The sequence below is a fragment of the Streptomyces reniochalinae genome (assembly GCF_003323735.1).
In the GTDB taxonomy this organism is placed as follows: Bacteria; Actinomycetota; Actinomycetes; order Streptomycetales; family Streptomycetaceae; genus Streptomyces; species Streptomyces reniochalinae.
Window position 1 is genome coordinate 81,957 of record NZ_QOIM01000020.1, and the last position, 19,685, is coordinate 101,641.

Consider the following 19,685-nt stretch of genomic DNA (forward strand, 5'->3'; position numbering starts at 1 on the left):
GGCACCCTCAAACCCCCAGCTCAAAGCGTTATTTGCGAACAGGTTTAGCACCGCTGAACTGGGGTTATACGCATCTGCCACACCCGTGGACGTGCATGACGTTGCGCACAGGTGGCATGATCGGGCCAAGCCCGCGCACCAGCCCAAGACCTCGCACCACCGACGAGACCGCGCAGCACCACGAGGAGCCGCCCCATGTCCGAGCCCCGGCGTCACGAGCGGATCGCCGACGAGTTGCGGCGCGCCATCGCCGACGGGCGCTATCCGGTCGGGGCCGCGCTCCCCTCCGAAGCCGAACTCGCCGCCGCGCACGACGCCTCACGCGGCACCGTGCGGCAGGCCGTCGCCGCGCTGCTCGCCGAAGGTCTCATCGGCTCCCGGCAGGGCGCGCGCCGCGTCGTGCTGTCCACCACGCCCAGCCAGAGCTTCACCGAACTGCGCAGCTTCGCCCAGTGGGCGCGCGCCGGCGGACGCACCGCGGGCGGCCGCGTCCTGGCCTCCTCCTGGGACGTCGCCCACACCGACGAGGCCGGCCTGCTCCAGGTACGGCACAAGGACCCCGTCCTGCGCGTGCTGCGGCTGCGCACCCTCGACTCCGAGCCGGTACTGCTGGAGCGCACCGTCTACGCCGAGTGGATCGGATCGGCCGTCGAGGCCCTGCCCGAGGACTGCGAATCGGTCACCCAGCGGCTCTACGACGACACCGGGCTCGTCTTCGCCCACGGCGAGCACCACCTCGACGCCGTCGCCGCCGGCACCGCCGACGCCGACCACCTGCGGCTGCGGCGGGGCAGCCCGCTGCTGCGCGTACGCCGGACGACCACCACCGCCGAAGGGCGCCCCGTGGAGACCTCGGACGACCGCTACCGCCCGGGATCCGTCGTCTTCACCGTCCGCAACTCCACCCAGACCAACCCGCTCGCGCGCACCCACGCCTGAGCGCCCCGGGCCTCACGGCCCGCGCCGGTCCCCGCGCCGGTCCCGGCCCCCGAGGGCCGCGCCGGTCCCCGACCCTCGGGGGCCGGCGGGCCCGGAGGCCGATCCCGTCCGTCCCCTTCTCGGAGAAGTGCGAGCACGCATTGCCCACCACCCTCACGCCCGCCGCCCTGCCTGCCGCCCTCCTGTGCGACATGGACGGCACCCTCGTCGACACGGAACGCGACTGGCTCGCCGCCCTGGCCGACCTGCTGGCCGCACACGGCGCCGCCGCCGACGAGGCCGCGCTGGCGCCCTTCGCCGGGCTCCCGCTCGACGGAGCGGCCACCCTGGTCGCCCAGCGCACCGAACTGCCGGCCGAGGCCGCCGAGGCCCAGCTCGGCGAGACCTTCACGGCGCGGGTGCGCGCCGGAGTGACGGTGCAGCCGGGCGCCCTGCGCCTGCTCGACAGCGCCCGCGCCCTGGGCGTGCCTGTGGCACTTGTCACGGCCTCCGAACGCGTGATCGCCGATCTCGTGCTGGACACGCTGGGGCCGCACCGCTTCACCTGCTCGGTGGCGCACGGGGAGACCGAACGGGGTAAACCCCACCCCGACCCCTACCTCGCCGCCGCGCGGCTCCTGCGGGTGGCTCCAGAGACCTGTCTGGCCGTCGAGGACACGCCCACGGGGGCCGCGTCGGCGCGGGCCGCGGGGTGCCGGGTGGTGGCCGTCCCCACGGTCGACGGCATCCCCTCCGGGGCCGGCACCCTCCTGGTCCGGTCCCTCGAAGAGGTGGATCTCACCCGGCTCCCTTTCCCCGCGCCCCTTTTGCCCTAGCCAGCCGGGCCCAAGAGAGTGCCGTTGGGCCTTGCGGCCGGCTGTGGGCTGCGTTGTGGCTGGCCCCACAGTTCCCCGCGCCCCTGCCGGGCGCGGCCCCGACTCCCCCGGATCCGACCAGGACCACGGGGAGTGCCACCGGGCCCCGCAGGCCCGCTGCGGGGGCGTTGTGGCCGGGCGCGCAGTTCCCCGCGCCCCTGGGGCGCGCGCGGTGGACGCGAGGGTGCGGGCATGCGAAAGGGCGGCCTCCCAAAGGGGAGGCCGCCCGGGGTGCTGAGGGTTACTTGCCCTTCGCAGCTTCCTTGAGCTTGGAGCCCGCCGACACCTTGACGCTGTACCCGGCCGGGATCTCGATCGGGTCACCGGTCTGCGGGTTGCGCGCGGTGCGCGCAGCCCGGTGGGTGCGCTCGAAGGTGAGGAAGCCGGGGATGGTGACCTTCTCGTCGCCCTTGGCGACGACCTCGCCGACGGTCTCGGCGAATGCCGACAGGATCGCGTCGGCGTCCTTACGGGTCACCTCGGCCCGCTCGGACAGAGCGGCCACCAGCTCACTGCGGTTCATAATTCGTACTCCCGTGTTCTTCTTGCCGATGAGGCGTGCCACGCGGCAGAGCCGCATTTCGGACCAAGCGAAGCCGATGCTGCCAGGGCCCTACGACAGTCTCCGGACCCGGGTCCGCCTTCGGGCCCGCGCGCCCCGTGGGGTATCCCCCCGGACGACGTCCTCGGCGGGGTTACCCCCTCGGACAAGTCCTTGGGGATGCATCCTGCCCCTACCTGCGGCGGGAAAGCCAATCCGATGTCTTCCGGACGTCTCCGGTTGCGGCCACCCTAGAGGGCCGCCCGGGTGAACCTTCCCCCGACGCGCCGGGCCGGGGGCTCGGGAGAACCCCCGGCTGAGCAGGGCGGGATTCCGGCCGGGTCAGGGCTGGGTGGGCGTGGCCCTGGCCGGTTCGCTCAGGGCGCTCTTTCCGGTGGCCTGCACGGCCTCGCGGACCGCTCCTGCGACCGCGCCGGAGACCTTCTCGTTGAAGACGCTGGGGATGATGTAGTTGGGGTTCAGCTCGTCCTCGCCGACGACGTCGGCGAGCGCGCGGGCCGCGGCCAGCATCATGGTGTCGGTCACGGTGCGCGACTGCGCGTCGAGCAGGCCGCGGAAGACGCCGGGGAAGACCAGCACGTTGTTGATCTGGTTGGGGAAGTCGGAGCGGCCCGTCGCCACGACCGCGGCGGACTCGCGGGCCGCCGCGGGGTCGACCTCCGGGTCGGGGTTGGCGAGCGCGAAGACGATGGCGCCGTCGGCCATCTTCGCCACGTCGTCGCCGTCGAGCACGTTCGGGGCCGAGACGCCGATGAAGACGTCGGCGCCGACCACGACCTCCTTGAGGGTGCCGGTGTGGCCCTCGGGGTTGGTGTTGTCGGCGACCCACCGCATCGGCGAGTTCTCGTCGGCGTCGGCGACGTCCTTGCGGCCCGCGTGCACGACGCCGTGGATGTCGGCGACGACGGCGTGCTTGACGCCCGCCTCCAGCAGGAGCTTCAAGATGGCCGTGCCGGCGGCGCCCGCGCCCGACATCACCACGCGGATGTCCTCGATCCGCTTGCCGACCACGCGCAGCGCGTTGTAGAGCGAGGCGAGGACGACGATGGCGGTGCCGTGCTGGTCGTCGTGGAAGACGGGGATGTCGACGGCCTCGCGCAGCCGCGCCTCGATCTCGAAGCAGCGGGGTGCGGAGATGTCCTCCAGGTTGATGCCGGCGAAGCCGGGTGCCAGGGCCTTGACGATCTCCACGATGGCGTCGGTGTCCTGGGTGTCCAGGCAGATCGGCCAGGCGTCGATGCCGGCGAAGCGCTTGAAGAGTGCCGCCTTGCCCTCCATGACGGGGAGCGCGGCCTTGGGGCCGATGTTGCCCAGGCCCAGCACGGCGGAGCCGTCGGTGACGACGGCGACGCTGTTGCGCTTGATCGTCAGGCGCCGGGCGTCCTCGGGGTGCTCGGCGATCTGGGTGCAGACGCGCGCCACGCCGGGCGTGTAGATCATGGACAGGTCGTCACGGTTGCGAATCGGATGCTTGGACGACATCTCGATCTTGCCGCCGAGGTGCATCAGGAAGGTGCGGTCGGAGACCTTGCCGAGTGTGACGCCCTCGATGGAGCGGAGCTCGGCCACGATCTCGTCGGCATGCGCCGTCGAGCTCGCGGCGATCGTCACGTCGATCCGGAGCCGCTCGTGGCCCGAGGCGGTGACGTCGAGGCCGGTGACCGAGCCGCCGGACGACTCCACGACCGTGGTGAGCTGACTGACCGCCGTCCCGCCTGCGGGGACCTCCAGGCGGACCGTCATCGAGTAGGAGACGCTTGGCGCCATTGCCGACTTCCCTCTGCTTTCCCTTGTCACGTTGTGCACGTGCGCGCCCCGACTCCGCCGCGTTTTTTACGGCCAGCGGCGCGGCACGTCAACAGATATTCCCACCTACCCCCCGGTACGCGGTAACGCGTCCCTGGTTTCGGAAATCGTATTCCACCATACGAGAGGCTGTCACCCCCCGCAGGGCCCCCACTCCTTCGCAGGAAAAACGCCATCAATCTCCCTGAAACAGACAGAATCCGCCTAAGATCGGCCCGCACACTGCCTCTGCACTTCATGGGAGACCCGCAACATGGCTCAGGGCACGGTCAAGTGGTTCAACGCCGAGAAGGGATACGGCTTCATCGCTCAGGAGAGCGGCGGACCGGACGTCTTCGTGCACTACAGCTCGATCGACAGCGAGGGTTACCGGAGTCTCGAAGACTCCCAGCGCGTCGAGTTCGAGATCACCCAGGGCCGCAAGGGGCCCCAGGCCGACGGGGTCCGCGTCGTCGGCTGACGCCGAGCAGACCCCCGCACGACGAGAGGGCTCCCGCCGTGGTGACGGCGGGAGCCCTCTCGCTCTACCGGAGTTCAGTGACACCGACCCGCCAGCTCGCCTCGCGGCAAGTGGGCGCTCGAAGCGCCTATGGTTGGGCCCGGGGGCATGGATCGGGCCGGTGCCAACTCCAGGCTAACAAACCACCCCGGACTCGCACTTCCCCTCGGCCGGCCCTCCTTGAACGGACGGCTCCACCCGCAGGTCGCCCCCGTCAGCCCGCCCCTCGGCCCGACCGCCGCTCCGCCACTCGGCCCGCTCTCAGTCGGCCCGCAACAGGTCGGGGGCCGCCGTCTCGTCGGGGAGGTCCGCTGCCGTGCTGAGGACCTCCAGACGCTGGGTGGCGCGGGTGAGGGCGACGTACAGCGTCCGCAGCCCGGCGGGCGACTCGTCGGCGATCTGGGCCGGGGAGACGACGAGCGAGGCGTCGTACTCCAGCCCCTTCGCCTCCAGGCTGCCGAGCGCGACGACCCGCTCCCCCAGCCCCGCGAGCCACTCGCGGGCCTCCTGGCGCCTGGCCATGGCGACGACGACGCCGACGGTGCCCTCCACCTCGTCCAGCAGCCGCGCGGCGGCGTCGCGGACGGAGGCGCCGAGGTCGTCGCCCGCCACGGAGAACCCGGGTTCGACACCCGTGGAGCGTACGGCGCGCGGCGGCGCGGTCCCCGGCATGGCCAGGGCGAGCACCCGGTCGGCGAGGACGGCCAGCTCCGCCGGGTTGCGGTAGTTGACGGTGAGCTCGAAGCGGCGTCTGGGCCGCTTGCCGAGGGCTTCGTCGCGGGCGGCGGCGGACTCGTCGGGGTCGGTCCAGGAGGACTGGGCGGGGTCGCCGACGATCGTCCAGGTGGCGTGGCGGCCGCGCCGCGCGACCATGCGCCACTGCATGGGGGTGAGGTCCTGGGCCTCGTCGACGATGACGTGCGCGTACTCGGTACGTTCCTGGGCGCCGCCGCCCCCGCCCTGGTAGCCCCAGGCGCGCTCGCGCCGCGCGCCGGCGTCGCGGTCGGCCGCGGTGGTCAGCTCCTCCAGGCCGGTGAGCTGGTCGAGGGGGTCGACCTCGCGTTTCCTGGGGCGGGCCGGGGCGCCCAGGAGGGTGCGCAGTTCGTCGAGGAGTGCGATGTCGTGGACGGACAGTTCGCCCTCGCCGAGGGGGGTGAGCCGGGCGGCGAGCGCACGGGCGAGGGTGCGGACCTCGGCGGGCCGCAGCACGCGCCGGGCCCAGCGGGCGAGCCGGCCCTCGTCGGCCATGGCGCCGAGGACCTGGCGCGGCGTCACCTCCGGCCACCAGGCGTCGAGGAAGGCGGTGAAGTCGTCCTCGCCCGTGATGTCCTCGTCGAAGCCCGCCCGTACCTCGGCCGCCAGTTCGGGGTCGTCGTGTCTGCGGCGGGCACCGGACTTGTCCCAGACCGCGTCGAGCAGGAGTTTGCGGGCGCGGGGGCGCATCAGGTTCACGGGCGCCGTGCCGCCCAGGACCTGCCCGCGTACGGCGGCGAGCTCGGTGGCGTCGAGTTCGACGCGCGCCCCGAACGCGACCACGCGCAGCCGCTCGGGCACGGGGGCGCGCAGGCCCAGATCGAGCGCTCCGCGTGCGGCTTTGCGCAGCACCTTCACCATGCGCGCCGAGCCCTTGACGCGGGCGACGCGCTGTTCGTCGTACGTGGTGGCCGTGGCGCCCGCCGTCTCCTCGGCGAGGGAGCCCAGCGCGCGGATGGCGACCTGGCCCTCCTCCCCGAGGGAGGGCAGGACGCCTTCGGTGTAGGAGACGAGGAGCGGGGTGGGCGAGACGATGAGGATGCCCCCGGCGTAGCGGCGCCTGTCCTGGTAGAGCAGGTAGGCGGCGCGGTGCAGGGCGACGGCGGTCTTGCCGGTGCCCGGGCCCCCCTCGACCTCGGTGACGGAGGCGGCGGGCGCGCGGATCACCTCGTCCTGCTCCGCCTGGATGGAGGCGACGATGTCGCGCATGGTGTGGCCGCGCGCCTGGCCGAGGGCGGCCATGAGGGCGCCGTCGCCGACCACGGCCAGCGCCTCCCCGTCGAGCCGTGCCGTGATCTCGGGGCGCAGCAGGTCGTCCTCGACGCTGTGCACGCGGCGGCCCTTGCTGCGGATGACGCGGCGGCGTACGACGCGGCCGGGAGCGACGGGTGTCGCGCGGTAGAAGGGGGCGGCGGCGGGGGCGCGCCAGTCGATGACCAGGGGCGTGTAGTCGGCGTCGAGAACGCCGAGACGGCCGATGTGCAGGGTCTCCGCGATGTCCGCGATCTTGACCGTGCCGGCCGCGCCGTCGCCGCCCCCGGCCGCGCCGTCACCGGCCGCGCCGTCGTCGGTGGCGCCGTCGTCGGTGGCACCGTCGTCGGCGGCCTCGCGGACGGCGCCGTCGGCGGGCTCCACGGAGGTGTAGGCCCCGTCGGGACCGCGTTCGCCGGTCTTGCCTTCGAGCAGGTCGATACGGCCGAAGAGGAAGTCCTCGAACTCGCTGTTGAGGCGGTTGAGGTGGATGCCGGCGCGGAAGACCTGCGCGTCACGCTCGGCCAGGGCGCCCGGCGTGCCGACCTGGCCCCGTTTGGCGGCGTCGTCCATGAGGAACTCCGCCTCGTGGATCTTCTCCTCCAGCCGCCGGTAGACCCGGTCGAGATGGCTCTGCTCCGCGCGGATCTCGCGGTCGCGGACGCTCTCCGGCTCCGCTCTGTGCTGCGCGTTCAACGCGGCGGCCCCCTTCTGCTCTCCCTAGGGCAGCCGTCAACCGTACGCGATTCCGCCCCGCCGGGCGGCCCCTGTCACCTGGCCCCGTGCGTCAGCGGGTGGCCCCGCAGGCGCACGCCGTGGTGGCGGCGCAGCCGGCGGGTCTCCAGCAGGCCGAGGGCCGTCAGGGTCACCGGCGCGCCGAGGATGAAGACGACCCCGAGTTGCAGGCCGAGCCCGTGACCGCCCGGGCCGGGCCCGTGGCCGTACGCGCCCGGGCCGGGCCGGTGGCCCCTGGGGACCCTGCCATTGCCGTAACCACCGTGACCGGTCACGTAGTTCGCCCCCCGTTCGGCTGCTCCATGATCGGCAGGTGAGTCCAGGCCCTGACAGGGCACGCCTACAGCTGGGAGCCGCCGCCGTCGACGACCAGCTCGGCGCCCGTGGTGTAGGTGGCGTCGAAGGCGAGGAACACCACCGCCCTGGCGACCTCGGCCGGTGTCCCCATGCGCCGCATCGGGTTGTCCGCGGCCATCCCCGCCTTGGTCTGCTCGGCGGCGTCCTTCGGCATCGACTTCTCCAGGATCCCGGAGTCGATGGGGCCGGGGCTGACCGCGTTGACCCGGATGCCGTGCGGCAGGAGTTCCCGGGCCAGAGAGCGGGCCATCGAACGCAGCGCCGCCTTACCGGCCGCGTAGGCGCTGAGCATGGGAAGGCCCAGGGCGTTGGCGACCGAGGTGGTCACCACCACGCCACTGCCCGCGGCCAGCAGCGGAACGAACTTCTGCACCGTGAAGTACGGACCCTTGGCGTTGATGGTCATGAGCTCGTCGAAGAGTTCCTCGCTCGTCTCCCCGAACGGCGCGAACCCGTTGACGCCGGCGTTGGCGAACAGGGCGTCGACCGTGCCGAACTCGGTCTTCACCCGGTCGGCCAGCGCATCGGTATCGGACAGCGACCCGGCGTCGCTGACCACCGTGATCGCCTGCGGGCCGAGCTGTTCGCCTGCGGCGTCGAGCCGGGCCCGGTCACGCCCGGTGACGAGCACCCGCGCCCCCTCGTCCACGAGCGACTGCGCCGTGGCCAGCCCGAACCCGCTGCTGCCGCCGGTGATCACGGCCTTCTTCCCCTCGAACCTGCCCATGGCAGACACACTCCTTCAACAGAGACTGGTGGTTTCCCTCCGGCGGGCCGCCCCGGCCGGACATCCACGAGTCAACAGCCGCCGGACCAGGGCGGTCCAAGACCTGTTCCGCACCCCGTCATGCAGCAACCGCATGACGGATAGGGTGTCGGTGTGCCAGACAGCGCCCCGCCTTCGTCAGCGCCACCTCCCGGCCCGGACCTCGATCTGCGGCTCGTGCGGTACTTCACGGTCGTCGCCGAGCACCTCAACTTCGCCCGGGCGGCCGCGGCGCTGCACGTCGCCCAGCCTTCGCTGAGCCGCCAGATCCAGCGGCTGGAGGACGCCCTCGGGGTGCGCTTGCTGGAGCGCACTCCCCAGGGCAGCACGCTGACCGCGGCCGGAGCGGCCTTCCTTCCGCAGGCACAGGCGCTGCTGCACAACGCCCGGCACGCGGTGACCACCGCCCGCGACGCCGCGCCGCCGCGCACGATCACCGTCGGATACGTCGAGGACCTCGTCATCACCCTCGCGGTGCGGGGCCTGCGGCGCCGCTTCCCCACCGCGCACGTGCGCACCCGCCACCTGGACTGGGACGAGGCCCGCGCCCTGCCCGACGGCCGGGTCGACGCCCTCGTCCTGCGCACCCCCTTGCCGATCCCGGCCGACGGCCTGGAGGTGACGGTCCTCTACGACGAACCCCGCGCGCTTCTCGTGCCGGCCGACCACCGGCTCGCCGGCGAGAAGTCCCTCACCTCGGCCGACTTCGCCGACGAGCCCCTCGTGGCCTGCGCCGGCATGGCCGCGGTGTGGACCGGCTTCTGGCGGCTCGACCCGCGCTCGGACGGCAGCCCGGCTCCCCTCGGTCCGCTGCTCGTCGACACCTTCGAGGACAAACTCGAGGTCGTCGCCGACGGCCGGGCCGTCGCCCTGGTGCCGGCCGGGGACCGACGCTGCTTTCTCCGCGACGACCTGGTCACGGTGCCCGTCGAGGACATCGAACCCTGCCAGGTGGTCGTCGCCACCCGCCACGCGGACCCCCATCCGCTCCTCGGCCCCTTCCGTGCCTGCGCGAGGGAGTACCTCGTCCGCGGGGCCTGATGCGCGGCGAGTCTCGCCGTCACCTGTCACCGGGCGGGGAGCAGCCGGCGAACTCCGCCCACACCACCTTTCCCGGGTCCCGCTCCCCCACCCCCCACTTGTCCGCCAGCGTCTCGACGAGGAGCAGGCCCCGGCCCGACTCGGCGTCGTCGTCCGGGCACCCGACACGGGGCGCGCCGTCGCCGCTGTCGTGCACCTCCAGGCGGAGCAGGCCGTCATGATCCAGCCAGATCATGACGCGGAATCCCCGTCCGGGCGGTACGCCGTGCAGCAGCGCGTTCGTCGCGATCTCGCTGACGCAGACGAGTACGTCGTCGCGCCGCTCGCCCACACCCCAGGCGGTGAGCGCCTCCCGTACAAATGCGCGAGAACGGGGAATGGAACGGCGCTCCCTGCGGTAGAAGTGCTCACGGAAATGGGGCAGATGAGTTTCCCGGTTCATGAGAGAACCGTCGCGATCTGTGGATACGCTCACCAGGGAGGGAGGTCGTACAGCTTGGCTGTACGACCCCGACAAAACTCAACCGGGCGTGGGTTGGGGAGAGACATGGCTATGCCACAGAAGAAGCGTCAGAAGAATGCCTCCGCCATGAAGATGGTCGGCCAGCTGCTGGCCAACTACCGCCGCGTGGCGGGCTTCACGCAGTGCGGTCTCGCCAAACAGGCGTGTGTCGACGAGGAGACCATCGCCTCCATCGAACAGGGCCGACGCCCCCTCAAGAGCGACCTCGCGGAACTGCTGGACGAGATCCTCGGAACGAAGAACTCGCTGGCTATCGCCGTCGCCAACCTCCCCGAGATGGACAAGTATCCGCTGTGGGCGGAGGAGTTCATCGATCGGGAGCGCGAAGCGATCGTCATCTGCTCGTTCGAGAGCATGCTCGTCCCAGGCCTCCTTCAGACCGAGGACTATGCGCACTACGTCCTCAAGAACCGGGTCCCCCGGTTCACGGACGACGAGATCGCTGAAAAAGTTGCGGCTCGTTTGGAGCGGCAGAGCATCTTGCATCGCAAGCGCCGCCCGAGTACCAGCTTCGTACTCAACGAAGGCGTCGTCTGCGGAAGACTCGGTGGCGACCAAGTGTGGCGGGCACAGATGCAGCACCTCCGCGAGTGGGCTGATGTACTCGACTGCTCCCTGCAAATCATGCCCTTCACGCGTCGGATGCACGCTGCGCTCGACGGTCCCTTTGTACTGCTGGAGACACCTGACCACGAACAACTGGCATATATGGAGACGCAACTCGGAAGTCAACTCGTCTCGGACGCCGGCGACATCAGCCGTCTCGCGCAGAAGTATGCAATGCTGCGCACGCAGGCCTACACCCAAGAGGAGACAAAGGCCCTGCTGGATCGGCTGCTAGGAGAATCGTGATGAGTGCAAAGACCGTCCCAGGCCCGCACAACCTCGCGTGGTTCAAGTCAAGCTACAGCGGGACAGAAGGCGGCAACTGCCTCGAAGTCGCCTACGACTGGCACAAGTCCAGCTACAGCAGCGACCAGGGCAGCGCGTGCCTGGAGGTCGCCAACTGCTCACACGCCGTGCATGTGCGGGACTCGAAGAATCCGGGCGGGCCCACCCTCACCCTCTCCCCCGCCGCCTGGGGGCGGTTCACCACCCACGCCACCACCACCCACCCCTGACTCGTCACCCCCTTAGACAGTGACGGCGCCAAGGACGTCCGAACAGGAAGAAACCGGCACCGTCGCGCATACTCGGTGACCATGGACCGCGCACCGACGGAACCTCCGCACTGGACCGGGACGGGCTCCCTGCTGCCGGGGCGGCTGCTGTACGCGGGCCCTTTCGGTACCGCGGCACTGCACGCGCACCACGCGGTGCAGGTTCTGGCCACCGCGCGGGAGCCGTTCCGGCTCCAGGACGCGTGCGGTCACCGTGTGGACGGGTGCGCCGCTGTCATCCCGGCCGACGCGCCGCACGCCGTGTCACGGGGCACGAGTGAGGGCGTGATGCTGCACCTCGCCCCCGAGGGCACGGTGGGCGGGGCGCTCGACGCGCTCCCCGCGGACCGGGGCTGCGCACACGAGTGGACCCGGACCGCGTACGCCCTGCCGTGCCTCGCCGCATACGCCGAGCGACATCCCGCCGGGGCACCCGGCGAGGCGTCCGCCGGGGTGCCGCCGCCCGGCGGACCCGCGCCCGCCCGGGTCGAGGAGCTGACCGCCGCGCTGGACGCGCGCTTCGGTTCCGCCTCGTCCCGCACCCGGCACCCCGCCGTACGGTCCGCACTGCGTCTCCTTCCCGAACGCCTGCCCGGGACAGTGAGGTTGGGCGAGGTGGCGCGCGCGGCCGGCCTGTCCGAGGGGCGCTTCGCGCACGTCTTCCGCGCGGAGGTCGGGCTCCCCTTCCGCGCGTACGTGCGATGGCTGCGCACTCAGCGCGCCGTCGAACTCATCGAAGGCGGCCGCTCGTTGTCCGACGCGGCCCACGAGGCGGGCTTCGCCGACGCCGCCCACTTCAGCCGCTCGTGCAAACGCCTCTTCGGCATGGCGCCCTCCGAGCCGGCGAGCGGCATCACCTGGGTGCCGGGCCCGCACGAGGGCCGCTGCGCACCGTCCCCCGCGGATGCCTCCGGCAGAAGCTGACGTCTCTCCCGTACGCGGCAGCGGGTTCACGCGGCAGCAGGTTCGTTCAAGCCCGCCGGGGCGCCGCGGCCCAGAGTGGAGGGGCAGCACGCAGCCCGCCACCGGAGGAAGGGGAAGCCGCGGTGCGAGGTCCGATGCCGACGTCCGTACGCGTGGCGTTCGAAGCCGAACTCCGGGCGGCGCACGAGGCGGGGCGCGGGGGCGACGCCGAGCGGATGTGGCCTCACTTGGAGCGGGCTCACATCCTGTCCCAGGACTGGGCGTGGCCGCACACCCGGGCCCACTGGGAGATGTTCCGTCTCGCCGTGCGCTGCCGCGACCGGACGGAGGCGCTCGGACAGGTCGTCCGGCTCGTCGTGGCCGGCCCCGGCTCGCTGATGGGGCGCGCTCCGAAGGGCAACACGGGCCGCACGGGGGTCGGCCTGCACACTGTCCTGCCCCTGCCCGCCGACCTCGCCCGCATCCTGGACGAGGCGTCGGCGTCCGGACTCTGACGGCTCTCGGAGTCCGCGCGCCCGGCCGGGAAGGTGAGGGAGACCTTCCCGGCCGGCCACAGCCCTCAGAAATTTTCCCGTTCCCGTGAACTTCACCCCGGGGCACGGCATCACAACTGATGCGCGCCCGGCGATCCCGTGGCGGCGCGCCTGATTGAACCGGTGACCCCGCGTTCCCGTGAAGCCAGTGCGAGCTTCGGCGGCAGCGTCCGGCTCCGCGCCCCCCACGGCCGGCGGAGCGAGCGCACGCGTCGCCGCCGCGCGCAGCACCCCCACCGACGCCACACCGCAGATGCGGAGCACTCCCAGATGACTGTCAGAAAGCCGAGCCGTAAGGTCGTTGCCGCTGTCGCCGGCGGCGGGGCGCTGCTCGTGGCCACCCCACTGGTCGCCCACGCCGTCATCTCCCGCGACACTCCGCCGACCGTCGCCGCCAAGGGCGCCGCGCTGGTCGACGTGAGCGGCAAGAGCGGCAAGTCCGTCTTCGCCAAGGAAGCCGACACCGTCCGCCCCATCGCGAGCACGACGAAGATCATGGTCGCCACCGTCGTGCTCGACAGCGAGGACCTGGACCTGGGGCGCCGGGTTCCCGTCGCGCAGGCGTACCGCGACTACGTCACCGAGCACCACGCCAGCACCGCTGACCTGCAGACGGGCGACAAGCTCACCGTCCGCCAGCTGCTCTACGCCGCGCTGCTGCCGTCGGGCGCCGACGCCGCCTACGCGCTGGCCGACACCTTCGGTGAGGGCGACACCACGACCCAGCGGGTGAAGTCCTTCGTCGGGAAGATGAACGCCAAGGCCGACGCGCTCCACCTGAACAAGACGAGGTTCTCCACCTTCGACGGCACGGGCGAGGACGCCAGCACCCCGAAGGAACTGGTGAAGCTGGCCCGGCACGCGATACGGAACTCCGTCTTCCGCAAGGCCGTCAAGACGGAGAAGTACAAGACCGAGGCCCCGGCCGCCAACGGCCGTACCCGGTACTACACCTGGAACAACACCAACCATCTCCTCGACGCGTACGACGGCGTCACCGGCATCAAGACGGGGACCACGGCCAAGGCGGGCGAGTGCCTGGTGTTCGCCGCCACCCGTGGCGACAAGGAGTTCGTCGGCGCGGTCCTCAACAGCAAGGACCGGTTCCAGGACGCGGCCGAGCTGCTGGACCACGGCTTCGGGGCCGACGACGCGAAGGACATGGAGATCGAGGAAGAGCCGTCGGACGGTCCGCAGGACTGACAGTCCCCACCGCCCCGCGCGGGCGAGGCGTCACCCCGCCCCGGCGAGGACCGTGACCACGGACCGGTGCACGGCTGCCGCACGGGGCGGGGCGCCCGTGCGGTCGGCGAAGAGCAGATGCGCGGCACCGATCAGCGTCGGGGCCAGGACGTCGACGTCGGCGTCGGCCGCGACGCGGCCGAGGCCGCGTTCGGCGGCGAGGTAGGCGGCGATCATCGCCGTGGCCTCGGCGAGCAGCGGAACGCCCGTGGGGCGGGACGCGCGCAGCCGGGCCCGCAGTTCGTCGCGCGAGGTGACCAGGCCGACGATCGCGACGGCCACGGACTCGAACAGCGTCGTCAGCGCGTCCGTGAGGTTGTCGGCGACGGTGCGGCTTCCGGCCGCGTCGCACAGGGCGCGGGTCTGCGCGTCGAGCCGGGCGACGCGATCGAGGACGAGTGCGGCGAGGAAGCCGTCGAAGTCGGCGAAGTGCCGGTGCAGTACGCCTTTGGCGCAGTCGGCCTCCGTGGTGACGGCCCGGCTGGTGAGCGCGCTGGGCCCCTCCCGCAGCAGTACGCGTTCGGCGGCGTCGAAGAGCCTGCCGCGCACGTCGCTCAGGTGCACTCCTGTCGGCACTCGCATCCCTTTCCGTTGCCTAGTGGGCATGTGCCCACTAGGGTGGGCACATGCCCACTCTACCGCCGGACGGCGCACAGCCCGCCACGCCCGCACCCCACCGGGAACGCCGGATGGCCGAGTCGTTCGGCGCAGACGCCGAACGCTACGACCGGGCGCGGCCCCGCTATCCGGAAGCGCTGGTGCGGCGGATCGCCGCCGGCAGCCCAGGACCCTCCGTGCTCGACGTCGGCTGCGGCACCGGAATCGCCGCCCGCCAGTTCGAGGCGGCCGGCTGCCACGTACTCGGCCTCGACGTGGACGCGCGCATGGCCGCCTTCGCGCGGCGCGGCGGCGTCGAGACCGAGGTGGCGGCCTTCGAGGACTGGGACGCGGCCGGGCGCGTGTTCGACGCGGTGGTCGCGGGCCAGACCTGGCACTGGGTCGATCCGGTCGCCGGCGCTGCCAAGGCGGCCGGAGTGCTGCGCCCTGACGGCAGGCTGGCCCTCTTCTGGAACGTCCCCGCGCCCTCGCCCGAGGTCGCGGCGGCCTTCCACGACGTGCACCAGCGGGTGCTGCCTCACGAGCCGCTCAACCAGTGGGCGAAGCCCGCCCTCGACGGACACGTGGCACTGCTTACGACGGCCGCCGACGGGATACGCCGGTCCGGCGCGTTCGACGAGCCGGAGGAGTGGCGGTTCACGTGGGAGCGGACCTACACGCGCGACGCCTGGCTGGACCAGATCCCCACCAGCGGTGTGGCGGCCCGGATGCGGGCCGCCACGCTCCGGGAACTGATGGCGGCGACCGGCGCGGCCATCGACGCCCTGGGCGGCGCGTTCACGATGCCGTACACGTCCGTGGTGGTCACCGCGCGCCGGACCGGCGCCGACGGCTGAACCGGTGCGAATGCCGCGGAGGTCCGCCCCCGGTTACGGCGTGCCGCCGTCGCCCGCTCCGCCGCCCGAGACGACCTCGTACGCCAGTGCCACGAGATCGGGGACGGCCGGGTGTCCTGGGCCCTCGCGCCAGGCGAGGACCACCGGAACCGCCGGCGCGTCCACCAGCGGGCGGTAGACCAGCGAGGGGTGCGTGTGGTTGCGCGGGGTGGCCGTCGTGGACACCCCCACGGCCCGGTCCGCGGCGATCGCGATGAGCCACTCGTCGGTGTTGGCCACCTCGATGGCCCCCGGGGGCCGGGCCGTGGGCGGCCACAGGTCCATCGTCGTCGTGCCCGAGACGGTGTTGAGGGCGATCGGGCGGGTGGCGAGGTCCGCCAGCGTCACCTGCGGCAGCGCGGCCAACGGGCTGTCCGCCGAGACGACCGCCACCCGCTCCTCCCGCAGCAGCAGCCGCGTGGCGATCCCGGAGACGGTGACGGTGCCGCGCAGCAGGGCCACGTCGACCGCGCCCCGCGTGAGCCCCGCCGTGGCGTCGTCGATCCGTCGCAGCTCCAGCGGCACGCCCGGATGCGTCTCGTCCCAGCGGCGCAGCAGCGGCACGGTGTGGTCGCCGAGCGCCGCCCAGGTGTGGCCGAGACGCAACGGCCAGGCCGTCAGCCCGCGGGGATCGAGAGCGACCTCGACCGCGGCGAGCGCCGCGGTCGCCTTGTCGCGGAACACGCGTCCGGCGGCGGTGAGTTCGAGATGGTGCGTGGAACGGTCCACAAGGCGGGTACGCAGGTGGTCCTCCAGCTGGCGCAGCGTGCGCGACAGCGCGGGCTGCCCCACGTGGAGGCGGGCGGCGGCGCGGGTGACACCGCCCTCCTCGGCGATCGCGAGGAAGGCACGCAGATGGCGCAGCTCCATGGTCATGCCTACCGAGCATAACCACTGCGGAATCGGCATTTCACCCGCGTTGGAAGAATCCCTAGCGTGAAGGCCATGACCTCCACCGCGCCCGCTCCCGCCACCTCGGCGTCCGCGCCCGTGTCTGCCGCCACGTCCGTCCCTGCCGCCGGCTCCGCGCCCGTCCCGGTGGCCGCGCGCGCCGCCGCTCCCACGTCCGTGTCCGCCGCCTCCGCGTCCGCCGGGGGCACCGGGAACTCCGGCCCGGAAACGGTGGCAGGACCGACGGCGGCGGCCGGGGCGGCGGGGGCCGCAGGGGCGGAGGCGGCCGCAGGGCCTGAGACCTCGGCGGTTCGTGTGCACGTCGGTGGGTCCACCGGGCGCGGCAGTCTCACCGGTGTCGGCCTCGTGCTGGCCGGGACGGTGTCCGTCCAGTTCGGGTCGGCCTTCGCCGCGCTGCTGTTCCCGCGGGCCGGGGCGCTCGGCACGGTCGCCCTGCGGATCGCGCTCGCCGCCGTCCTGCTGCTGCTCGTCACCCGCCCCCGGCTGCGCGGCTACACGCGCGCCGACTGGACCGTCGTCGCCGGCTTCGGCCTGGCCCTCGGCGGCATGAACATGCTCTTCTACCAGGCGATCGACCGCATCCCCCTCGGACCGGCCGTCACCCTCGAAGTGCTCGGGCCGCTGCTGCTGTCCGCCGTCACCTCCCGCCGCGCCGCCGGCCTGCTGTGGGCCGGCCTCGCACTGGCCGGCGTCTACCTGCTGGGCAGTGGCGGCTTCGACCAGCTCACCCTCTCCGGCGTCGCCTTCGCCCTGGGCGCCGGGGCGATGTGGGCCGCGTACATCCTGCTCAACGCCCGCGCGGGCGCCCGCTTCCCCCGCCTGGACGGCCTCGCCATCGCGATGAGCGTCGCCGCGCTCGTCAGCCTGCCGCTCGGCCTCACCTCCGCCGGGACGACCCTGCTCGACCCCGGCGTCCTCGCGCTGGGCCTCGCCATCGCGGTGATGTCCTCCGGCGTGCCCTACACCCTGGAACTGCTCGCGCTGCGCCGCCTGCCCGCGGCCACCTTCGCGGTGCTCACGAGCCTGGCACCGGCCGTCGCCGCGCTGGCCGGATACCTGGTGCTCCACCAGGGGCTGTCGGCGGCCCAGTGCGCCGCGATCGCGATGGTGGTCGCCGCGAGCGCGGGAGCGGTACGGACCGGCAGGCGGTGACCACGCCCGCCCGCCGGTGAAGTCCGCGTTCAGTCCGACGCCGCCGGGCCGCCGTCCTCGGGGGCGAGGAGCCCCGTCAGTACGCGGGCGACGAGGCGGTCGAAGAGGGCCTCCGCGGACTCCTCCCCACGCCGTCCCGGCCACCGGCCTGCTGCCCGGCGGCCCCCTGCCCGGCGGTCTGCTGCCCGGCGGTCAGGGCGGCGACCAGGTGGGGATGGTCGCCGTCCGTCGCGAGCGCGGTCAGATACGCGTGCTGGACCTGCCGCCATCGCGGGAGCGTCCCGTTCCTCGCGTCCTGTCGGCCGGATGCCGAGCCAGAGGGTGCCCCTGGCGGCAGTAGGCGGTCTGCGGGGGGATCGTGGTGGGCCGCGCAGTTCCCCGCGTCCCTTCGGGGCGCGTCCTCACACCGGGGGCGAGTAGTGCTGGGGGCGGTCCCGTTCCTCGGGCGGCGGCAGGTTGCGGGCCGGAGTCTCCACCGGCGGCGCGTGCTCGGCGCGCACGCCCCGCGCCCGCTCCCAGCCGGCCCGCGCCCTGGGATGGAACCGGCGCGCCGGCGGCACCAGCTTCCAGCCCCAGTGGATGAGCCGCCCGATCCTGCGCAGCCTGCGCTCGTCCCGCACCGTCCACACGTAACCGAGGCGGCGCCGCACGGCGGGCGGGAAGAATCCGACCGTGAACCACACCGAGGCCCGCGCCTGCGGCCCGCGCACCAGCCGCCACACCCCCTCGGGCAGCCACCCCAGCGCGGGCGGCTTCGCCAGCGCCGTCAGATCGAGCACGTCCCTGGCCGGCGTGTTGTCCTCCAGCACCTCCGCCGCCATACGGTCCCAGTACTCGCGGAAGTCCTCCCAACTGGCCGGCACGGGGCGCATGCTCATCCCGTACAACCGCCACCACCGCACGTGCTCGTCGAACAGCTGGCGCTTCTGGGCCTGCGTCAGGCCCGGCCCGAGCCGGTCCGCGACCAGGAGAGTCAGCATGAAGAAGGTGGCGTGCGCCCAGTAGAAGGTGTCCGGGTCGAGGGCGTGGTAAGGGCGCCCTTCGCGGTCGGTCCCCTTGACGGTGTGGTGGTAGCCGCGCACCTGCCGCGCCGTCTCGACCGCACGCGGCCCGTCGTAGACGACGCCGCCGATCGGATACAGCGAACGGAACAGCCGCTCCCACCGCTCCTCGAAGAAGCGCGAGTGCTCCGCGACCCCCGCGCCCAGCCGCGGGTGCATGTTCTGCATCGCTCCGGCCCACGGCGCCAGCAGGACGCCGCGCCAGTCGCCGAAGTACTGCCACGTCAGCGAGTCGGGACCCAGCGGCTCCGGCGTGTCGTCTCGTACGCCTCTCACCATCGGGCGCTCCTTCCGCTCCGGGTGCGGCGGCCCGCTCGCAGCGTAGAGGCCGCGAGCGGCGACGTCAGCCCCCCGCCGAGGCCCCGCTCGCCGCCGCCGTCCGCGCGTCGAGCGCCTTCTTCAACGCGGGCCCGGCGACCCCCGCGCGGGCCGTCAGCTCCTTGAGCCGCCGGCGGTTGCGGTGCCGCACCCCCCAGCTCAGCTCGGGGCACAGCCGAGCCAGCGCCGCGAACGAGGCGAGCGCGGCGCGCGACGGCTCGACCCGGTCGACGGGATCGCTGCCCGTCAGCGTCGCCACGGCCTCCGCCCGCAGCAGACCAGGAAGCCGCTTGTCACGCACCGTGATCTCCTTGCGGCGCAGCGTCCGGGACGCGACGGAGATCAGCCCCGCCCCGACCAGGTCACTCTCGACCGCCAGACACGTCTCCCGGCGCTCCTTCTGCACGAGCGTGTGCCAGCGGCGGGCACGGGAGTGGCCCTCGACGGAGCGCAGGGCGCCGTCCAACACGGGATCACCGGTACGGCGGCCTCCCCCGACGGGCCGGGCCTTACCCCGGTCGTCCTTCAGGCACGCCCGCGCCTCGAGCTCGGCCAACGTGGCCGCCCTGATCGCATACCCCAACTCGTCCCCCCACTTCAGCCGCTCCTTCTCGACGTCGCACGCCAGCAGGAAGAGCCGCCTCGGCAAGCTGCCCGGTATCTGTTCCATACCCCCATCACAGCACGCCCCCGAAACCCCGGGAACCCCGAAAAGCCCTGATCAGCACACCGGAGAGCAACCACCACCGCGCCGCCCACCCACGCAGGCCACGAGAGAGCACCGCCACCACGCCGCAGCCCAGG

Annotated in this window: 21 protein-coding genes; 11 read left to right on the forward strand and 10 right to left on the reverse strand. The window is 72.8% G+C overall.

Annotation, left to right across the window (positions count from 1 at the left end):
- Positions 1-195: 195 nt before the first annotated feature.
- Entirely contained in the window at positions 196-939 is a 744-nt protein-coding gene (locus DQ392_RS02405) for a GntR family transcriptional regulator (protein WP_114013780.1), read from the forward strand.
- Between the two features lie 140 nt (positions 940-1,079).
- Entirely contained in the window at positions 1,080-1,754 is a 675-nt protein-coding gene (locus DQ392_RS02410; RefSeq protein WP_281272942.1) for an HAD family hydrolase, read from the forward strand.
- Positions 1,755-2,034: 280 nt separating this feature from the next.
- Here the strand turns inward: DQ392_RS02410 and DQ392_RS02415 are convergent, their stop codons facing one another.
- Both DQ392_RS02415 and DQ392_RS02420 read right to left on the reverse strand, forming a co-directional pair.
- On the reverse strand, positions 2,035-2,316 hold the full coding sequence (locus DQ392_RS02415) for an HU family DNA-binding protein (protein WP_114013781.1): 282 nt from the start codon (positions 2,314-2,316) through the stop codon (positions 2,035-2,037).
- Positions 2,317-2,676: 360 nt separating this feature from the next.
- Positions 2,677-4,122 (reverse strand): NAD-dependent malic enzyme, encoded by a 1,446-nt coding sequence (locus DQ392_RS02420; protein ID WP_114013782.1) that lies wholly within the window; start codon positions 4,120-4,122, stop codon positions 2,677-2,679.
- A 292-nt stretch (positions 4,123-4,414) separates the two neighbouring features.
- On the opposite strand from DQ392_RS02420, the gene DQ392_RS02425 reads away from it, so the two are divergent.
- Entirely contained in the window at positions 4,415-4,621 is a 207-nt protein-coding gene (locus tag DQ392_RS02425; protein ID WP_114013783.1) for a cold-shock protein, read from the forward strand.
- A gap of 300 nt (positions 4,622-4,921) precedes the next feature.
- Here DQ392_RS02425 and DQ392_RS02430 read toward each other — a convergent pair whose 3' ends face one another.
- The 3 genes from DQ392_RS02430 to DQ392_RS02440 form a co-directional block, all read right to left on the reverse strand.
- Positions 4,922-7,360: a HelD family protein gene (locus DQ392_RS02430; RefSeq protein WP_114013784.1), complete on the reverse strand. Its 2,439-nt coding sequence runs from the start codon at positions 7,358-7,360 to the stop codon at positions 4,922-4,924.
- A 74-nt stretch (positions 7,361-7,434) separates the two neighbouring features.
- Positions 7,435-7,674, reverse strand: a complete 240-nt coding sequence (locus DQ392_RS02435) for a hypothetical protein (RefSeq protein WP_114013785.1) — start codon at positions 7,672-7,674, stop codon at positions 7,435-7,437.
- 65 nt (positions 7,675-7,739) lie between these two features.
- On the reverse strand, positions 7,740-8,483 hold the full coding sequence (locus tag DQ392_RS02440; RefSeq protein WP_114013786.1) for an SDR family oxidoreductase: 744 nt from the start codon (positions 8,481-8,483) through the stop codon (positions 7,740-7,742).
- A 153-nt stretch (positions 8,484-8,636) separates the two neighbouring features.
- Between DQ392_RS02440 and DQ392_RS02445 the strand changes: the two genes are divergently transcribed.
- Positions 8,637-9,563 carry a LysR family transcriptional regulator gene (locus DQ392_RS02445; RefSeq protein WP_114013787.1) on the forward strand — a complete coding sequence of 309 codons (927 nt, stop codon included), beginning with the start codon at positions 8,637-8,639 and terminating at the stop codon, positions 9,561-9,563.
- 19 nt (positions 9,564-9,582) lie between these two features.
- Here DQ392_RS02445 and DQ392_RS02450 read toward each other — a convergent pair whose 3' ends face one another.
- Positions 9,583-10,005, reverse strand: coding sequence for an ATP-binding protein (locus tag DQ392_RS02450; protein WP_114013788.1), 423 nt, complete (start codon positions 10,003-10,005; stop codon positions 9,583-9,585).
- Positions 10,006-10,116: 111 nt separating this feature from the next.
- On the opposite strand from DQ392_RS02450, the gene DQ392_RS02455 reads away from it, so the two are divergent.
- From DQ392_RS02455 to DQ392_RS02475, 5 genes are all read left to right on the forward strand, one after another.
- The gene (locus DQ392_RS02455; protein WP_114013850.1) at positions 10,117-10,938 is read left to right on the forward strand and encodes a helix-turn-helix domain-containing protein; all 822 of its coding nucleotides are present in this window, start codon (positions 10,117-10,119) and stop codon (positions 10,936-10,938) included.
- Entirely contained in the window at positions 10,938-11,207 is a 270-nt protein-coding gene (locus DQ392_RS02460) for a DUF397 domain-containing protein (RefSeq protein WP_114013789.1), read from the forward strand. Before DQ392_RS02455 ends, DQ392_RS02460 begins: the two co-directional genes overlap by 1 nt.
- A gap of 81 nt (positions 11,208-11,288) precedes the next feature.
- A complete protein-coding gene (locus DQ392_RS02465; protein WP_114013790.1) occupies positions 11,289-12,170 on the forward strand; it encodes a helix-turn-helix domain-containing protein in 882 nt (293 codons plus the stop codon).
- A gap of 134 nt (positions 12,171-12,304) precedes the next feature.
- The gene (locus DQ392_RS02470) at positions 12,305-12,664 is read left to right on the forward strand and encodes a DUF3703 domain-containing protein (protein ID WP_114013791.1); all 360 of its coding nucleotides are present in this window, start codon (positions 12,305-12,307) and stop codon (positions 12,662-12,664) included.
- Between the two features lie 309 nt (positions 12,665-12,973).
- Positions 12,974-13,906: a D-alanyl-D-alanine carboxypeptidase family protein gene (locus DQ392_RS02475; protein WP_114013792.1), complete on the forward strand. Its 933-nt coding sequence runs from the start codon at positions 12,974-12,976 to the stop codon at positions 13,904-13,906.
- A 30-nt stretch (positions 13,907-13,936) separates the two neighbouring features.
- Here the strand turns inward: DQ392_RS02475 and DQ392_RS02480 are convergent, their stop codons facing one another.
- Positions 13,937-14,521, reverse strand: coding sequence for a TetR/AcrR family transcriptional regulator (locus DQ392_RS02480; protein ID WP_114013793.1), 585 nt, complete (start codon positions 14,519-14,521; stop codon positions 13,937-13,939).
- A 50-nt stretch (positions 14,522-14,571) separates the two neighbouring features.
- Here DQ392_RS02480 and DQ392_RS02485 point away from each other — a divergent pair, with 50 nt between their 5' ends.
- On the forward strand, positions 14,572-15,399 hold the full coding sequence (locus DQ392_RS02485) for a class I SAM-dependent methyltransferase (RefSeq protein WP_245981090.1): 828 nt from the start codon (positions 14,572-14,574) through the stop codon (positions 15,397-15,399).
- Between the two features lie 33 nt (positions 15,400-15,432).
- Here the strand turns inward: DQ392_RS02485 and DQ392_RS02490 are convergent, their stop codons facing one another.
- The gene (locus DQ392_RS02490) at positions 15,433-16,314 is read right to left on the reverse strand and encodes a LysR family transcriptional regulator (RefSeq protein WP_114013795.1); all 882 of its coding nucleotides are present in this window, start codon (positions 16,312-16,314) and stop codon (positions 15,433-15,435) included.
- A gap of 69 nt (positions 16,315-16,383) precedes the next feature.
- Between DQ392_RS02490 and DQ392_RS02500 the strand changes: the two genes are divergently transcribed.
- On the forward strand, positions 16,384-17,502 hold the full coding sequence (locus tag DQ392_RS02500; protein ID WP_245981091.1) for an EamA family transporter: 1,119 nt from the start codon (positions 16,384-16,386) through the stop codon (positions 17,500-17,502).
- 401 nt (positions 17,503-17,903) lie between these two features.
- Here the strand turns inward: DQ392_RS02500 and DQ392_RS02505 are convergent, their stop codons facing one another.
- Together DQ392_RS02505 and DQ392_RS02510 are read right to left on the reverse strand one after the other, a co-directional pair.
- Entirely contained in the window at positions 17,904-18,842 is a 939-nt protein-coding gene (locus DQ392_RS02505; protein ID WP_114013797.1) for an oxygenase MpaB family protein, read from the reverse strand.
- A gap of 64 nt (positions 18,843-18,906) precedes the next feature.
- Complete coding sequence (locus DQ392_RS02510; protein WP_114013798.1) at positions 18,907-19,551, reverse strand: GOLPH3/VPS74 family protein; 645 nt, start codon at positions 19,549-19,551, stop codon at positions 18,907-18,909.
- Between the last annotated feature and the right edge of the window lie 134 nt (positions 19,552-19,685).

What these genes read in the sequence shown, in the direction of transcription:
- DQ392_RS02490 (WP_114013795.1), bottom strand. Translation starts at nt 16,314, where the DNA reads ATGACCATGGAGCTGCGCCATCTGCGTGCCTTCCTCGCGATCGCCGAG.
- DQ392_RS02510 (WP_114013798.1), bottom strand. Translation starts at nt 19,551, where the DNA reads ATGGAACAGATACCGGGCAGCTTGCCGAGGCGGCTCTTCCTGCTGGCG.
- DQ392_RS02440 (WP_114013786.1), bottom strand. Translation starts at nt 8,483, where the DNA reads ATGGGCAGGTTCGAGGGGAAGAAGGCCGTGATCACCGGCGGCAGCAGC.
- DQ392_RS02465 (WP_114013790.1), top strand. Translation starts at nt 11,289, where the DNA reads ATGGACCGCGCACCGACGGAACCTCCGCACTGGACCGGGACGGGCTCC.
- DQ392_RS02425 (WP_114013783.1), top strand. Translation starts at nt 4,415, where the DNA reads ATGGCTCAGGGCACGGTCAAGTGGTTCAACGCCGAGAAGGGATACGGC.
- DQ392_RS02415 (WP_114013781.1), bottom strand. Translation starts at nt 2,316, where the DNA reads ATGAACCGCAGTGAGCTGGTGGCCGCTCTGTCCGAGCGGGCCGAGGTG.
- DQ392_RS02500 (WP_245981091.1), top strand. Translation starts at nt 16,384, where the DNA reads ATGACCTCCACCGCGCCCGCTCCCGCCACCTCGGCGTCCGCGCCCGTG.
- DQ392_RS02475 (WP_114013792.1), top strand. Translation starts at nt 12,974, where the DNA reads ATGACTGTCAGAAAGCCGAGCCGTAAGGTCGTTGCCGCTGTCGCCGGC.
- DQ392_RS02455 (WP_114013850.1), top strand. Translation starts at nt 10,117, where the DNA reads ATGCCACAGAAGAAGCGTCAGAAGAATGCCTCCGCCATGAAGATGGTC.
- DQ392_RS02450 (WP_114013788.1), bottom strand. Translation starts at nt 10,005, where the DNA reads ATGAACCGGGAAACTCATCTGCCCCATTTCCGTGAGCACTTCTACCGC.
- DQ392_RS02505 (WP_114013797.1), bottom strand. Translation starts at nt 18,842, where the DNA reads ATGGTGAGAGGCGTACGAGACGACACGCCGGAGCCGCTGGGTCCCGAC.
- DQ392_RS02420 (WP_114013782.1), bottom strand. Translation starts at nt 4,122, where the DNA reads ATGGCGCCAAGCGTCTCCTACTCGATGACGGTCCGCCTGGAGGTCCCC.
- DQ392_RS02460 (WP_114013789.1), top strand. Translation starts at nt 10,938, where the DNA reads ATGAGTGCAAAGACCGTCCCAGGCCCGCACAACCTCGCGTGGTTCAAG.
- DQ392_RS02485 (WP_245981090.1), top strand. Translation starts at nt 14,572, where the DNA reads ATGCCCACTCTACCGCCGGACGGCGCACAGCCCGCCACGCCCGCACCC.
- DQ392_RS02405 (WP_114013780.1), top strand. Translation starts at nt 196, where the DNA reads ATGTCCGAGCCCCGGCGTCACGAGCGGATCGCCGACGAGTTGCGGCGC.
- DQ392_RS02470 (WP_114013791.1), top strand. Translation starts at nt 12,305, where the DNA reads ATGCCGACGTCCGTACGCGTGGCGTTCGAAGCCGAACTCCGGGCGGCG.